This window comes from Sphingomonas sp., assembly GCF_036402235.1.
Classification (GTDB): Bacteria; Pseudomonadota; Alphaproteobacteria; order Sphingomonadales; family Sphingomonadaceae; genus Sphingomonas.
Genome location: NZ_DASWTG010000018.1, coordinates 1 through 12,641, shown reverse-complemented (window position 1 = coordinate 12,641; position 12,641 = coordinate 1). Strand labels below are relative to the sequence as shown.

Here is a 12,641-nt window from a genome sequence, read left to right as displayed (position 1 = left end):
GGGGAGGGGGACCGCGACGCGAAGCGGCGTGGTGGAGGGGGCCCAAGGCAAGGGAGTCCGGCGCCGCGGGCCCCCTCCACCATCGCTGCGCGATGGTCCCCCTCCCCGTTCCGGGGAGGATTTGTCGCATGACCGACCCCGCATCCCTCACCATCGACATCGACGGCTGGGAAGGGCCGCTCGACCTGCTGCTCGCGCTCGCGCGCACCCAGAAGGTCGATCTGCGCCAGCTGTCGATCCTCCAGCTGGTGGACCAGTATCTCACCTATGTGAACGAGGCGCGCGAGCTGAAGCTCGAGGTCGCGGCCGACTATCTGGTGATGGCGGCGTGGCTGGCCTATCTCAAATCCGCACTGCTGCTCCCGCGCGATCCCGAGATCGAGCCGAGCCCCGAAGAGCTCGCCCTCCGCCTCCAGCTCCGTCTCGAACGGCTCAATGCGATGCGTGAGGCCGGCGCCCGGCTGGTCGCGCGCGACCGCATGGGCCGCGACGTCTTTCCGCGCGGCGCGCCCGAGGGGCTCAAGGTCGTCCGCAAATCGCGCTGGCAGGCGGAGATCTATGACCTGATCTCTGCCTATGGCCAGATCAGCGCGCGCACCCGGCCGGTGATGCACATCGTCGCGGTGCGGCCGGTGATGACGCTGGAGGACGCGATCGCGCGCGTCTCGTCGCTGGTGGGGGAGCGGATCGACTGGAGCACGATCGAGAGCTTCCTGCCCGACGAGGCCGAGGGGCTTTACCGCAAGTCGGCGCTCGCCTCGTCCTTCGTCGCGGCGCTCGAGCTGGCGAAGCAGGGGCGAGTGGAGCTCAGGCAGAAATCGGCGTTCGCGCCGCTCTATCTCAAGGCAGCGCAGCTATGACCCGCCCCGACGAAACCATGCGCGCCGTGGAAGCCGTGCTGTTCGCGGCCGAGCAGCCGCTGACGATCGCCGATATCCGCGCCTATGTCGGCGAGGAGGTTGATCTGGCGGCGGCGCTCGACGCGCTGGCCGAACATTATGCCGGGCGCGGGATCGAGCTGGTCGAGCGCGGCGGGCGCTGGCATTTCCAGACCGCCGCCGATCTCGCCAACTTCCTGCGCCGCGACCGCGAGGACAGCCGCAAGCTCAGCCGCGCGGGAATCGAGACGCTGGCGATCATCGCCTATCACGAGCCGGTGACGCGCGCGGAGATCGAGGCGATCCGCGGCGTGCAGATTTCCAAGGGCACGCTCGACGTGCTGATGGAGGCGGGGTGGATCCGTCCGGCAGGGCGCCGCGAGGTGCCGGGGCGGCCGCTGATGTTCGCGACGACCGCGGAATTCCTCACGCATTTCGGCCTGGCCAGCCGGCGCGACCTGCCCGGAATCGACGACCTGCGGGCGGCGGGGCTGCTCGATCCCGTCGATCTCGCGTTCGAGGCCGCGCATTCCGGTGCGGAAACCATGGTAACCGCTGACGAAGAAGACTAGATAGCCCGGGAATCAACGGAGAGTTCCGATGGGTGGTATGAGTCTGATGCACTGGCTGATCGTCGGTGTTCTCGTGATCCTTCTGTTCGGGGGCAGCCGCTTCTCGAACATGATGGGTGACGTGGCCAAGGGCATCAAGCAGTTCAAGAAGGGCATGGCGGAAGAGGACGAGACGCCTTCCAAGCCCGCCGAGATCGAGGCGAAGCGCGTCGCCGACCCGCAGCCGCAGACCGAAACGCGCTCGACGACCGAAGAGCGTTGAGCTTCACGCCGCGGCCCCGTGCCGCGGCCTTGCGGACCGGCCGATAGATGCTCGATTTCAACGCGCCCGAATTCCTGGTGGTGGCGATCGTCGCCCTGCTGGTGATCGGGCCCAAGGATCTTCCCAAGGCAATGCGCTTCGTCGGTCACTGGGTCGGCAAGGCGCGCGGCGTCGCGCGCCAGTTCCGCAGCGGCTTCGACAATATGGTCCGCGAGGCCGAGCTGGCCGAGATGGAAAAGAAGTGGGCGGAAGAGAATGCGCGGATCATGCGCGACTATCCCCCCGAAAGGGCGCTGCCCGCGCCGGTCTATGATCCCAATGCCGAGGGCACCGCGCCCGCGGTGATCGAGCCCGAGGACGCGCCGCCCGCGACGGTCGAGCCGCCCGCGCTGAAGCCTGAGGCTGCCGACGCGGCGCTTGGGGAAACGCCGGCGAAACCGGCCCGCAAGCCGCGCGCCCCGCGCAAGAAGGCCGCATCGTGAGCGACAACGAACTCGACGGCACCGAAGCCCCGCTGCTCGATCATCTGATCGAGCTTCGTCGTCGCCTGCTCTATTGCGTCCTCGCGCTGGTGCTGACCTTCATCGTCTGCTTTTATTTCGCCAAGCCTATCTTCGGCATTCTCGTCCGTCCGCTGGCGGAGGCAGGGCAGGACCGGCTGGTGTTCACCCAGATCTTCGAGGCGTTCCTGGTCCAGATCAAGGTGGGGTTCTTCGGTGCGCTGATGCTGTCCTTCCCGGTCATCGCCAACCAGCTGTGGCAGTTCGTCGCGCCGGGGCTTTACCGCAAGGAGAAGAAGGCGCTGCTGCCCTTCCTGCTCGCTACGCCGGTGCTGTTCGTGATGGGGGCGGCGCTGGCCTATTTCTTCGCGATTCCCGTGGCGCTGCACTTCCTGCTCGGGCTCGAGGGCGATCTGGGCGGCGGGGTGAAGCAGGAGGCGCTCCCCTCGGTCGGCAACTATCTCGATTTCGTGATGCAGTTCCTGTTCGCGTTCGGCATCTCGTTCCTGCTGCCGGTGTTGCTGATGCTGCTCGAGCGCGCGGGCATCGTCACCTACGAGCAGCTCAAGGGCGCGTGGCGCTATGCGGTGGTGGCGGCGTTTGCGGTCGCCGCGGTGCTGACCCCGCCCGACATCGGCTCGCAGCTGCTGCTCGCCGGGCCGCTGTGCGGCCTCTATTTCCTGTCGCTGGTGGCGATCTGGTTCACGCGGCGGCGCCGCGAAAAGGAAGCGGCGGCCGAAGCCGCCGCGGGGGAATAGGCCCTTCGCCCTGAATTACTTCGCGTCGTCGGCGGTCTTGGCGACGGTGTCGCCCGCCGATTTGACGTCCTTGCCCACGCCCTCGATCGTGTTGCACGCCGACAGGGCGAGGCCAACCAGCGCCATCGCAAGCAGCTTACGCATCTTCAGTCTCCATCTCGAACTCTCTGGGATCAATGTGCGGCAGGCGCCTTCGTTCCGCAACTGGCATCACGCCGAAAACCGCTGCCCGGAAAACGAATTAGGCCCGGACGCATCACCGGGGGGGGGGAGGGTGGATGCGTCCGGGCCTGTTTCGTGGATAGCGAGAGCGGGGGGGCAAAAGGTCACTATCCGAGGTGCAGAACGCCGCGCGCTCTCCCCGGTTCCGCGTTTCCGAAATTTTTTTCGATTTTTTTAGTGACGGCCCGCAACCGCAATCGGCAGCTCGAACGCGCCCGCCGCGGTATCATGATGAAGCCGTGAGCGGAGCTGTCGCACCAGCCCGGCGATCACCCGGCCGTAGCGATTGTCGTAGAGGCTCGCGAAATCGCGGCCGTCCGCCAGCGCTGCGGAGCTGACCCGCAGCGTCGCCTGGCCCGGATCGTCCGGCTGCGCGTTCATCGCGATATGGATCTGCGCGGCCGGGCTGACGTTCATCGCCAGTTCGACGATCTCGGTGATCAAGAACGCGACCGCGACGGCATTGTCCTGCGACACCAGCCACGGATCGACGTCGAGCACGATGCCGATGCGCGACTCCTCGGATGCGGTCGCGCGCAGGTTGGATGCCAGCTCGCCGATCACCGGCCGGATCTCGATCCCGCGCGTCTCCTCGAACCCGGCATAATGATGCCGGTGGACCACCGCGAGCGCATCGACGCGGCGCTGGATCGAGGCATAGGCGCCGAGCGCCTCACCCGACCTCGCGCCCCGGGCGTGGAAGTTGATCAGGCTGGCGATCACCTGGAGATTGTTCTTGACGCGATGGTGCACCTCGCGGGTCAGCTTGGTCTGCCGCGAAAGCCCCTCCGCCAGATCGTGCTCGTGCGCCTGGACCGTCTGGCTGAGCCCGCGAAAGGTCTCGCCCAGCTCGCGGATTTCCTGTGCGGGAATGTCGCTGCCGGCCTCGGGATCGATGATCTCGCCGGGCTGGTACGCGCTGACCGTGCGGCGCAGCCGGCGCAGCGGGCGGATCAGCAGGCGATCGACCACGAACCACGCGATCCCCGCCGCCGCCAGCCACATCAGGAAGGGCGAGAGCGCTGCGATCACCATCGACGAGGTGATCGGGGCGCTCGCCACGGTCATCTCGAGCGACAGCCCCTGCACGCCGAGATCGACGCGCTGCGCCTCGTGCCGGTCGAGCGCATCGGTGGTAGCGAGCCGGCGCAGCTCGAGCGCCGTACTCCGGTCGACGAGGGCGAGGCCGAAGTCGCGCGTCATGCCGCTCGGCTCGGCTGAGGCGGCGAGGAACCGGGTGGGGAAGAAGGCGCGTGCGATGTAGCCGGTCGGCCCGGTCACCTCGAGCTGAGCGCCCGAGCCGGGGAGCAGGTGCACCGCGGTGCTGCCGCGGGTGAGCGTCTGGTTGCCCGCCGTCGGGATCGGCACCCCGCACAGCAGCCGCTTGTCGGTATCGAGCACCGCGTAGCGGATGCCGTTTGCCGCCTGCGGCTCGAACACGCCGGCAAGGCGGCCGCAATTGGGAGCGGCGCCCTCGATCGCGGGAAGCGCGCCGCGCAGCTCGCGCAGTTCCCAGGCGATTTCGCTGCGAAGCGCGCGCGCGGATTCGGCGCTGGCGAGGCGCAGGCGTCCGCGGACTTCCTGATCGGCGAGCCGCGTGGTCTGGAGCGATGCGAAGAAGGCAATGAGCGCAAGCGGGAGCAGGCCGGCGCTGAGAATCAGGAAAACCTTGGCCCCGGTGGGCATCCGCGCGATCGCGGCGAGGGGCCGGCCGCGGGAGCGGCGCGTCGGATCGTCGCCGTCCATCGTCACATGGCTAATCGAGCTTGCTCAGAAGATCGAGAAGATCGTCAGGAATGCTTTCGTCGGCGGCATCCTGATAGACGCGGCGAAGCGCCTCGCCGATATTGCGGTCCTTGCGTGTAGCCATCCCGCCGCCTGTCCGCCCCAGCGGCTCCTTTTTCTTTTGATCGGCCGAACGCACTTCGTCCCCCTCAAAGCCCTGGGAATGGGCGGATGCACAAAAACTCCGCCGGCCGCAAGCCGCCGGGAACACACAACTACACATGTATCCGACGCGTGAAACCAATTTACTGCTCGTTGGTTCCACAAGGCGATGCGAAATCCGGGGAGGGGCATTCTTCGGACACCGCAGCGTGACTTGCATTGCGAATTCACCGCCAGCACAAGGGCGGCGACCCGAAGGAGAACAACAAGATCATGTCGCTTGGACAGCAGCTCGCTCCCCATCTTCCGTTCCTGCGCCGCTACGGCCGCGCGCTCACCGGGAGCCAGGCGGAAGGTGACCGTTACGTGCGCGCGACGCTCGAGGCGATCGTCGCCGCCCCCGAGGAATTCCCGAGCGAGGTGGATCCGCGGCTGGGCCTGTATCGCACCTTCCAGGCGATCTGGGGCTCGACCCATCTCGACGACCGGATCGAGGAGCCCGACTCGATGAGCGACAATGAGGCGATCGCCCGTGCGCGCCTCGCCCGCCTCGCGCCGCGCTCCCGCCAGGCCCTGCTGCTGACCGCGATGGAAGGCTTCACCAGCGAGGATGCGGCCTATCTGCTCGAGGATTCGCCCGAGGCGGTCGACGGCCTGGTCGCGGAGGCGCTGGCGGAAATCGACAGCCAGACCCGCGCCCGCGTGCTGATCATTGAGGACGAGCCGCTGATCGCGATGGATCTGGAGACGATCGTGCGCGACCAGGGGCATGAGGTGACCGGCGTGGCAGTGACGCGCGACGAGGCGGTGGCGCTGGCAATGGACGACCGGCCGGGACTGGTGCTCGCCGACATCCAGCTCGCCGACGACAGCTCGGGCATCGATGCGGTGAAGGACATCCTCGCCCAGTTCAACGTGCCCGTGATCTTCATCACCGCCTTCCCGGAGCGGCTGCTGACCGGCGAGCGGCCCGAGCCGACCTTCCTGATCACCAAGCCCTTCCAGCGATCGACGGTGAAGGCGGCGATCAGCCAGGCCTTGTTCTTCGATCAGTCGACGGTGCCCGCGCAGTAGGATTTTCGTTCGGGTTCCATTTCTTACGGAGCCAAAACGGTTGTCGCGTGTTGATGCTGCATGGCTGATCCCGATGAACCCATGCACATCGACACAGATCGTGCGCGTGCCGGCGCAACGCCGCATATGACCCGCTATATCCTGACGGTCTCGCTGGTGCTGATCGTCATCATCTATGCCGCCTACCTGCTGCTTCGGACGGGTTGAGGGGCGGATGCGACCTGCGTATCTTATTGAAGCGAAGCCGCATTCCGCTGGCGAACATGAACGGACCCGAATGACCGATACCGACCAGGAAGGCGAAGAAGGGGCGCCGGCCGAGCATGTCTCGCTCTCCGATCCGGAGTTCAAGGAACAGCTTGGCCTGGTGATCCCGCACCTGCGCGCGTTCGGGCGATCGCTTTCGGGCAGCCGCGACGTCGCCGACGATCTGGTGCAGGAAACGCTGCTCAAGGCATGGGCGGCGCGCAAGCGGTTCCAGGCCGGCACCAACATGCGCGCCTGGACCTTCATCATCCTGCGCAACTTGTATCTCAGCCAGATGCGGCGCTCGCGCTTCCGCGGCGAATGGGACGATCTAGTAGCCGACCGGCTGCTCGCCGCGCCCGCGGCGCAGGACCGGCACGTCGATCTGGCGGACATGCAGCGGGCATTGCTGCATCTGCCCCAGCCCCAGCGCGAGGCGCTGATCCTGGTCGGGGCAGGCGGCTTCGCCTATGAGGAGGCCGCGGAAATCTGCGGCGTTGCGGTGGGCACGATCAAGAGCCGCGTCGCGCGCGGCCGGGTCGCGCTCGAAGCGCTGATGACCGATGGCCAGCTTCCGTCGCGCCGGGAGAGCGAGAGCGACGGCCGGACCGCGCTCGATACGATCATGGATGAAGTCGATCAGCTGAGCCGCGAACGCTGAAGCCGCCGGGCAGCCGGCTCCTTCAGCACTTGGCGCCGTTCATCCGGTGCAGCAGCGCCAGCATGTCCTCGGGCAGCTCGACGTCGCGCAGATAGGAATCGCGCAGCACGACGCCGATCGCATCATGCGCGCGCGGCAACTCGACGCGGTAGCCGCCCGGCGGCTGCGTGCTGCGCTGTTGAGATGCGTGACGAACCATGAACACCCAAACGACCGATTCGCGGTTTTGTTGCTTGACATCATATGTTTTCGCCGCCTGACCGGCATGTGATGGATGGGATGAATGGCGAAGCGGGCGCGCTGCGCGTCGCGATCGAGCGGGCACGGCTCTGGTCGCCCTTTCTGGCGCACCTGATCGAGCGCGAGCCGGAGCTTGTGGCGCGATTGCCACAGGTGCTGGAAAATCCGCTTTGCGCCGTGCGGATCGACGATCCGGCGATGCCGTTGGGCAAGCGGCTGCGGATCGAGCGGCGGCGGCTGGCGCTGAGCGTTGCGCTGGGCGATCTGGCCGGGCTGCTCGATTTCCGCACGGCGACGGGGGCGCTGTCCGATTTCGCGGACTATGCGCTCGATGCCGCGATCCGGGGCGCGGTGGCGGAGCGCGTGCCGGGCGCCGCGCCCGACGGCTTCGCGGCGATCGCGCTGGGCAAGCAGGGCAGTCGCGAGCTCAACTATTCGTCGGACATCGATCCGATCCTGATCTTCGATCCCGAAACCTTCCCGCACCGCGAGCGCGAGGCGCCCGAGGAGGCGGCGGTGCGCGTCGGGCGGCGCGTGGTCGAGCTGCTGCAGGCGCGCGATGCCGACGGCTATGTGCTGCGGATCGATCTGCGGCTGCGGCCTTCGCCCGAAGTGACCCCGATCGTGCTGCCGGCCGAAGCCGCGATCAGCTATTACGAATCGCAGGCGCTGCCGTGGGAGCGTGCGGCGTTCATCCGCTCGCGCGCCGCGGCCGGGGACGCAGGCCTGGGGCGCCAGTTCCTCGAGACGATCCGCCCCTTTGTGTGGCGGCGCGCGCTGGATTTCGGGACGATCCGCGAGATACGCGGCATCTCGCGCCGGATCCGCGACCATCATGCGCAGGGCCAGGCGTTCGGGCCGGGCTATGACCTCAAGCGCGGGCGCGGCGGCATCCGTGAGATCGAGTTCTTCGCGCAGATCCACCAGCTCATCCACGGCGGCCGCGATCCGGCTTTGCGTGCGCCGGCGACGCTCGATGCGCTGGCCGCACTGGCGGCGGCGGGGCGGATCGATGCGGGCGACGCGGCGAGGCTTGCCGACGCCTACGTCCTGCTGCGCACGATCGAGCATCGCGTGCAGATGATCGACGATCGCCAGACCCACCAACTGCCCGATGGAGAGGGGCTGGAGCGCGTCGCGCGGCTGCATGGGCTGGCGGACGGCGCGGCGCTGCTCGATCTGCTGCGCCCGCATGTGGAGTTTGTCGGGCGGGTGTATGATTCGCTCGACGATGCGCCCGATGGCGACGCACGCGTGGCGGTGAACGAATCGGGGGTCGAACAGGCATGCTCGGCTGCCGGTTTCACCGATACCGAAGCCGCGGCGCGGCTGGTCGCCGGATGGCGCGACGCACGCTATCCGGCGCTGCGCAGCGCGCCCGCGCGCGCCGCGCTGGAGACGGTGCTGCCGCGGCTGATCGCGGCGATGGGGTCGGCGCCCGATCCCGATCAGGCGCTGGCGCGGCTCGACACGATCCTGTCGCGGCTGCCCAGCGCGCTCAACCTGTTCAACCTGCTCGAAGCCAGCCCGAGGCTGACCGAATTGCTCAGCACCATCCTGAGCCATGCGCCGACGCTGGCGGAGGCGCTGGCGCGGCGGGTGGAGCTGATCGACGGGCTGATCGATGCGACCGCGCTGGCGCCGGTAGGCGATGTCGCGGCGCTCGCCGCCGAGCTGGGCGCGGCGGAGGCCGGGGACGACTATCAGCGGCTGCTCGATCGCGTGCGGCGGCTGGTGGGCGAGAAGCGCTTCGCGCTGGGATCGCAGATCGTGGCCGGGGCGAGCGACCCGCTCGACGTCTCGGCGGGCTATGCGCGCGTTGCCGAAGCCGCGCTTCAGGTGCTGGCGCGTGCGGCGATCGACGAGTTCGCGGTCCGCCACGGACGCGTGCCGGACAGCGAGCTGGTGGTGCTGGCGCTGGGCCGTTTCGGGGGCGGGGCGCTGACCCACGCGTCCGATCTCGACCTCATCTTCCTGTTCACCGGCGATCACCTCGCCGAATCCGATGGCGAGAAGCCCCTGGGAGCGGTGACCTATTATAACCGGCTGGCCCAGCGGGTGATTGCGGCGCTGTCGGTCGCGACCGCGGCGGGCGCGCTCTATGAGGTCGATACACGGCTGCGGCCGTCGGGCGGACAGGGGCCGCTGGTCGTGTCGCTCGACGGGTTCGCGAAATATCAGCACGAGGACGCCTGGACCTGGGAGCATATGGCGCTGACCCGCGCGCGTCCCGTGTTCGGCTCCCCCGAAGCGCGTGTCGCGGTTCAGGCGGTGATCGACGCGGTGCTGCGCGGCGCGCGGCCTCAGCGCGACGTCATCGCGGACGCGCGGAAGATGCGGGGCGACATGGCCGCGCACAAGCCGCCCGCCGGGCCGCTCGATGCCAAGCTGCTGCCGGGCGGGCTGGTCGATCTGGAGTTTGCGGTGCACACGCAGCAGCTGGTGCATCGCACCGGCTTCGATCCCGATCTGGGGCGGGCGATCGGGTTGCTGGCGGGCGCGCAATTGCTGCCGCCCGGGCTGGGCCCTGCGCATGATTTCCTCACGCGGCTGCTGGTGACGCTTCGCCTGGTGGCCCCCGACGCGCAGCCGCCGGCGCCCGCGACGCGACAGGTGGTTGCCCATGCGGTTGGTGTAAGGGATTGGGACGAGGTACTGGCCGCGCTCGACCGGCACCGCCAGGACGTAGCCGCGGCCTGGTCGGCCATATCGGAACAGCAGGAGCAACGCGCATGACGATCGAAATCGGCGACCGGATTCCGGCGGTCGAGCTGCTGGACAGCGACGACAAGCCCTTCACGCTCGATCGCTATGCCGGCGCACCGCTGCTGCTCTATTTCTACCCCAAGGACGATACCGCGGGCTGCACGCGCGAGGCGCAGGAATTCAGCGCGGAGAAGGCCGCGTTCGACGCGCTGGGCGTGCAATTGCTCGGCATTTCCCGCGACACGCCCGCAAAGCACCGCAAGTTCGCGGCCAAGTACGATCTCACCGTCCCGCTGGCGACCGATCCCGACGGCAAGGTGCTGGAGGCGTTCGGCAGCTGGGTCGAAAAGTCGCTCTACGGCCGCAAATATATGGGGATCGACCGCTCGACCTTCCTGTTCGGCGCGAACGGCAAGCTCGTTCAGGCATGGCGCAAGGTGCGCGTGCCCGGCCATGTCGAGGCGGTGCTGGCGGCGGCGAAGGGGCTGGGCGCGCGCTGATGCAGACGGTGGCGCAGGCGGCGCGCGCGGTTCTGCTGGCCGCCGAGCCACGGGCAAAGGTCGCGGCGGCGCGCAAGGCGGCGCGCGACTGGCGGCTGGGGCGGCTGGCGCATGACTTCGCTACCGCGATGCCCGCCCGGCCCGCCTGGCCGCCGCAGCCCGAGCTGCTTCCGCCGGGCCGCATGCCCAAGCGCGGCCGCGGCGGATCGGAGCGCGGGCGGATCGCGCTGATCCATGCGCTCGCGCATATCGAGTTCGTCGCGATCGATCTCGCCTTCGACATGGCCGGCCGGTTCGGCGGGCAGTTTCCGCGCGCGTTCACCGACGACTGGATGCAGGTGGGCGCGGACGAGGCGATGCACTTCGCGCTGCTCGACCGCCGGCTGCGGCAACTGGGCAGCCATTATGGCGCGATGCCCGCGCACGGCGGGCTGTGGGAAGCCGCCGAGGCGACCGCGCACGATGCCGCCGCGCGGCTGGCGGTGGTCCCGATGGTGCTGGAGGCGCGCGGGCTCGACGTGACACCGGTGACCATCGAGCGCTTCGAGGCGGCCGGCGATATGGCTACCGCACGGATTCTGCGGCGGATTCTGAGCGACGAGGTGCGGCATGTCGCCGCCGGCACGCGCTGGTTCGAATCATGCTGCGCCGAACGCCGAATCACGCCGGAAACGGAGTGGCGGGCGCTGCTCGAACGGTATTTCCGGGGCTCCATTAAGCCGCCATTCAACGACTCGGCGCGTGCGACAGCCGGTTTGACGCGCGAATATTACGCAGCGCTTGCCCCCGAGTGAGCGGGCCGTTCTAACAGCCTTCGTCAGGTGCGGAGGGGCTGCTCCCGACAGTTTGATAGGTTTTAACGAAGGCGTGTGCCTCTGTTGGCGCGTGTCTGTGGTTGCCGGGGACTCATGGTCAGCACTCCACTCAACGCGAATTTCGCCACGCGGTTCCGCAAATTCTTCACCACGCGTGATTTCATCTTCCACGACGGCCGCGACCTGAAGCGGTTCAGCATCGCCGGGCGCACCCAGGCGCTGCTGGCGGGCATCGCCGCGATCACCGTGACCTTCTCCGCCTATGGCGTCTCGCAGGCCGCGTTCGGCGCGGTGATGGCGAGCGGCATCGCCGGCGAGGCTTCGACCCCCGAGGCGAAGCTCGCGAAGATGCAGGCCGAGGTCGCGCAGATGGAGGCCGATGTCGCCGCGGTGAAGCAGGCGGCCCAGCTCCACGCCGCCCGCGTCGAGCAGCGCCAGAAGATCATCGCCGGCGTGCTGACCGGCAAGGGCTCGCCCGAGGAGGTCGGCGCGCCGGTCCCCGCCGCGCAGGTTTCCGAGAACAACGCGATGGCCCGCGAGGTGCTGGCGCCGCTCCGCAAGATCGAAGCGCGTCAGGCCCGGCTTGCCGAGCAGGCGCGCAAGACCGCGCAGGTCCGCATCCACCTCACCGCGCGCCATCTGCGCAGCCTGGGCATCAAGCCCGAGCGCTATGTCGCCGGCGGCATGGGCGGCCCGTACGAGCCGGTCTCGTCGGAGGCGGCCGCCGCCGCGGCGACCGCGGCGGAGGGCGGCGCCGATGCGCAGTTCCGCTCGCTGTTCCAGACCTGGCAGAAGCTCGACGTGCTCGAGCAGACGGTGATCGCGATCCCGTCGATGCAGCCGGTGGAGAATGTGCGGCTGACCAGCAGCTTCGGCGTCCGTTCCGATCCCTTCCACGGCAGCGCCGCGATGCACGCCGGCATCGACATCCCCGGCCCGATCGGCACGCCGATCTACGCGACCGCCGATGGCGTGATCGGCCGTGCCGGGCGCTTCGGCGGCTATGGCAATTTGATCACCGTCAACCACGGCAAGGGCATCGAGACGCGCTACGGCCACCTCTCGAAGATCCTCGTCGCGCCCAACACGCGCGTTCGCCGCGGCCAGATGATCGGCCTGATGGGCTCGACCGGCCGCTCGACCGGCAGCCATCTTCATTATGAAGTGCGCATCGACGGCGCGGCGGTGAACCCGATGCCGTTCATGCAGAACGCCAATGTGCTCGACCAGATCCAGCAGCGCGCGACGCGCGTCCAGTTGACCGCCGCGACCGGCAACTGAAGCTCAAGAGATAACAGGAGAGGGGAGAGGGGCCGCCCG

Annotated in this window: 16 protein-coding genes; 12 read left to right on the top strand and 4 right to left on the bottom strand. The window is 68.4% G+C overall.

Annotation, left to right across the window (positions count from 1 at the left end):
- The first annotated feature begins 128 nt into the window (after window positions 1-128).
- Genes VGD28_RS03075 through tatC form a run of 5 tightly spaced genes read left to right on the top strand, consistent with a single transcriptional unit; the run spans window position 129 to window position 2,970 of the window.
- Window positions 129-860, top strand: a complete 732-nt coding sequence (locus tag VGD28_RS03075) for a ScpA family protein (protein WP_331026864.1) — start codon at window positions 129-131, stop codon at window positions 858-860.
- Window positions 857-1,450 (top strand): SMC-Scp complex subunit ScpB, encoded by a 594-nt coding sequence (gene scpB, locus VGD28_RS03070; protein ID WP_331026863.1) that lies wholly within the window; start codon window positions 857-859, stop codon window positions 1,448-1,450. Before VGD28_RS03075 ends, scpB begins: the two co-directional genes overlap by 4 nt.
- Before the next feature lie 28 nt (window positions 1,451-1,478).
- A complete protein-coding gene (locus VGD28_RS03065) occupies window positions 1,479-1,712 on the top strand; it encodes a twin-arginine translocase TatA/TatE family subunit (protein ID WP_331026862.1) in 234 nt (77 codons plus the stop codon).
- A gap of 47 nt (window positions 1,713-1,759) precedes the next feature.
- Window positions 1,760-2,194 (top strand): Sec-independent protein translocase protein TatB, encoded by a 435-nt coding sequence (tatB, locus tag VGD28_RS03060; RefSeq protein WP_331026861.1) that lies wholly within the window; start codon window positions 1,760-1,762, stop codon window positions 2,192-2,194.
- On the top strand, window positions 2,188-2,970 hold the full coding sequence (gene tatC, locus VGD28_RS03055) for a twin-arginine translocase subunit TatC (protein ID WP_414714456.1): 783 nt from the start codon (window positions 2,188-2,190) through the stop codon (window positions 2,968-2,970). Before tatB ends, tatC begins: the two co-directional genes overlap by 7 nt.
- Before the next feature lie 15 nt (window positions 2,971-2,985).
- Here the strand turns inward: tatC and VGD28_RS03050 are convergent, their stop codons facing one another.
- The 3 genes from VGD28_RS03050 to VGD28_RS03040 all read right to left on the bottom strand — a co-directional run bounded on the left by VGD28_RS03050 (window position 2,986) and on the right by VGD28_RS03040 (window position 5,116).
- Window positions 2,986-3,114: an entericidin A/B family lipoprotein gene (locus VGD28_RS03050; protein ID WP_066576522.1), complete on the bottom strand. Its 129-nt coding sequence runs from the start codon at window positions 3,112-3,114 to the stop codon at window positions 2,986-2,988.
- A gap of 252 nt (window positions 3,115-3,366) precedes the next feature.
- On the bottom strand, window positions 3,367-4,938 hold the full coding sequence (locus tag VGD28_RS03045) for a sensor histidine kinase (protein ID WP_331026859.1): 1,572 nt from the start codon (window positions 4,936-4,938) through the stop codon (window positions 3,367-3,369).
- A 10-nt stretch (window positions 4,939-4,948) separates the two neighbouring features.
- Complete coding sequence (locus tag VGD28_RS03040) at window positions 4,949-5,116, bottom strand: NepR family anti-sigma factor (RefSeq protein WP_331026858.1); 168 nt, start codon at window positions 5,114-5,116, stop codon at window positions 4,949-4,951.
- A 236-nt stretch (window positions 5,117-5,352) separates the two neighbouring features.
- On the opposite strand from VGD28_RS03040, the gene VGD28_RS03035 reads away from it, so the two are divergent.
- From VGD28_RS03035 to VGD28_RS03025, 3 genes are all read left to right on the top strand, one after another.
- A complete protein-coding gene (locus VGD28_RS03035; protein WP_331026857.1) occupies window positions 5,353-6,153 on the top strand; it encodes a response regulator in 801 nt (266 codons plus the stop codon).
- 60 nt (window positions 6,154-6,213) lie between these two features.
- Entirely contained in the window at window positions 6,214-6,360 is a 147-nt protein-coding gene (locus VGD28_RS03030; RefSeq protein ID WP_331026856.1) for a hypothetical protein, read from the top strand.
- 70 nt (window positions 6,361-6,430) lie between these two features.
- On the top strand, window positions 6,431-7,060 hold the full coding sequence (locus VGD28_RS03025) for a sigma-70 family RNA polymerase sigma factor (protein WP_331026855.1): 630 nt from the start codon (window positions 6,431-6,433) through the stop codon (window positions 7,058-7,060).
- 22 nt (window positions 7,061-7,082) lie between these two features.
- Here the strand turns inward: VGD28_RS03025 and VGD28_RS03020 are convergent, their stop codons facing one another.
- A complete protein-coding gene (locus tag VGD28_RS03020) occupies window positions 7,083-7,259 on the bottom strand; it encodes a hypothetical protein (RefSeq protein ID WP_331026854.1) in 177 nt (58 codons plus the stop codon).
- Between the two features lie 80 nt (window positions 7,260-7,339).
- On the opposite strand from VGD28_RS03020, the gene VGD28_RS03015 reads away from it, so the two are divergent.
- The 4 genes from VGD28_RS03015 to VGD28_RS03000 all read left to right on the top strand — a co-directional run bounded on the left by VGD28_RS03015 (window position 7,340) and on the right by VGD28_RS03000 (window position 12,602).
- Window positions 7,340-10,036 carry a bifunctional [glutamine synthetase] adenylyltransferase/[glutamine synthetase]-adenylyl-L-tyrosine phosphorylase gene (locus tag VGD28_RS03015; RefSeq protein WP_331026865.1) on the top strand — a complete coding sequence of 899 codons (2,697 nt, stop codon included), beginning with the start codon at window positions 7,340-7,342 and terminating at the stop codon, window positions 10,034-10,036.
- The gene (locus VGD28_RS03010) at window positions 10,033-10,506 is read left to right on the top strand and encodes a peroxiredoxin (RefSeq protein WP_331026853.1); all 474 of its coding nucleotides are present in this window, start codon (window positions 10,033-10,035) and stop codon (window positions 10,504-10,506) included. Before VGD28_RS03015 ends, VGD28_RS03010 begins: the two co-directional genes overlap by 4 nt.
- Window positions 10,506-11,300 carry a ferritin-like domain-containing protein gene (locus VGD28_RS03005; RefSeq protein ID WP_331026852.1) on the top strand — a complete coding sequence of 265 codons (795 nt, stop codon included), beginning with the start codon at window positions 10,506-10,508 and terminating at the stop codon, window positions 11,298-11,300. Before VGD28_RS03010 ends, VGD28_RS03005 begins: the two co-directional genes overlap by 1 nt.
- 114 nt (window positions 11,301-11,414) lie before the next feature.
- Window positions 11,415-12,602, top strand: coding sequence for a M23 family metallopeptidase (locus VGD28_RS03000; RefSeq protein ID WP_331026851.1), 1,188 nt, complete (start codon window positions 11,415-11,417; stop codon window positions 12,600-12,602).
- The last annotated feature ends 39 nt before the right edge of the window (window positions 12,603-12,641 follow it).

Bases quoted from the DNA above. Each gene is read 5' to 3' on its own strand.
- VGD28_RS03075 (WP_331026864.1), top strand. From the start codon at position 129: ATGACCGACCCCGCATCCCTCACCATCGACATCGACGGCTGGGAAGGG.
- scpB (WP_331026863.1), top strand. From the start codon at position 857: ATGACCCGCCCCGACGAAACCATGCGCGCCGTGGAAGCCGTGCTGTTC.
- VGD28_RS03065 (WP_331026862.1), top strand. From the start codon at position 1,479: ATGGGTGGTATGAGTCTGATGCACTGGCTGATCGTCGGTGTTCTCGTG.
- tatB (WP_331026861.1), top strand. From the start codon at position 1,760: ATGCTCGATTTCAACGCGCCCGAATTCCTGGTGGTGGCGATCGTCGCC.
- VGD28_RS03050 (WP_066576522.1), bottom strand. From the start codon at position 3,114: ATGCGTAAGCTGCTTGCGATGGCGCTGGTTGGCCTCGCCCTGTCGGCG.
- VGD28_RS03045 (WP_331026859.1), bottom strand. From the start codon at position 4,938: ATGGACGGCGACGATCCGACGCGCCGCTCCCGCGGCCGGCCCCTCGCC.
- VGD28_RS03035 (WP_331026857.1), top strand. From the start codon at position 5,353: ATGTCGCTTGGACAGCAGCTCGCTCCCCATCTTCCGTTCCTGCGCCGC.
- VGD28_RS03030 (WP_331026856.1), top strand. From the start codon at position 6,214: ATGGCTGATCCCGATGAACCCATGCACATCGACACAGATCGTGCGCGT.
- VGD28_RS03025 (WP_331026855.1), top strand. From the start codon at position 6,431: ATGACCGATACCGACCAGGAAGGCGAAGAAGGGGCGCCGGCCGAGCAT.
- VGD28_RS03020 (WP_331026854.1), bottom strand. From the start codon at position 7,259: ATGGTTCGTCACGCATCTCAACAGCGCAGCACGCAGCCGCCGGGCGGC.
- VGD28_RS03015 (WP_331026865.1), top strand. From the start codon at position 7,340: ATGAATGGCGAAGCGGGCGCGCTGCGCGTCGCGATCGAGCGGGCACGG.
- VGD28_RS03010 (WP_331026853.1), top strand. From the start codon at position 10,033: ATGACGATCGAAATCGGCGACCGGATTCCGGCGGTCGAGCTGCTGGAC.
- VGD28_RS03005 (WP_331026852.1), top strand. From the start codon at position 10,506: ATGCAGACGGTGGCGCAGGCGGCGCGCGCGGTTCTGCTGGCCGCCGAG.
- VGD28_RS03000 (WP_331026851.1), top strand. From the start codon at position 11,415: ATGGTCAGCACTCCACTCAACGCGAATTTCGCCACGCGGTTCCGCAAA.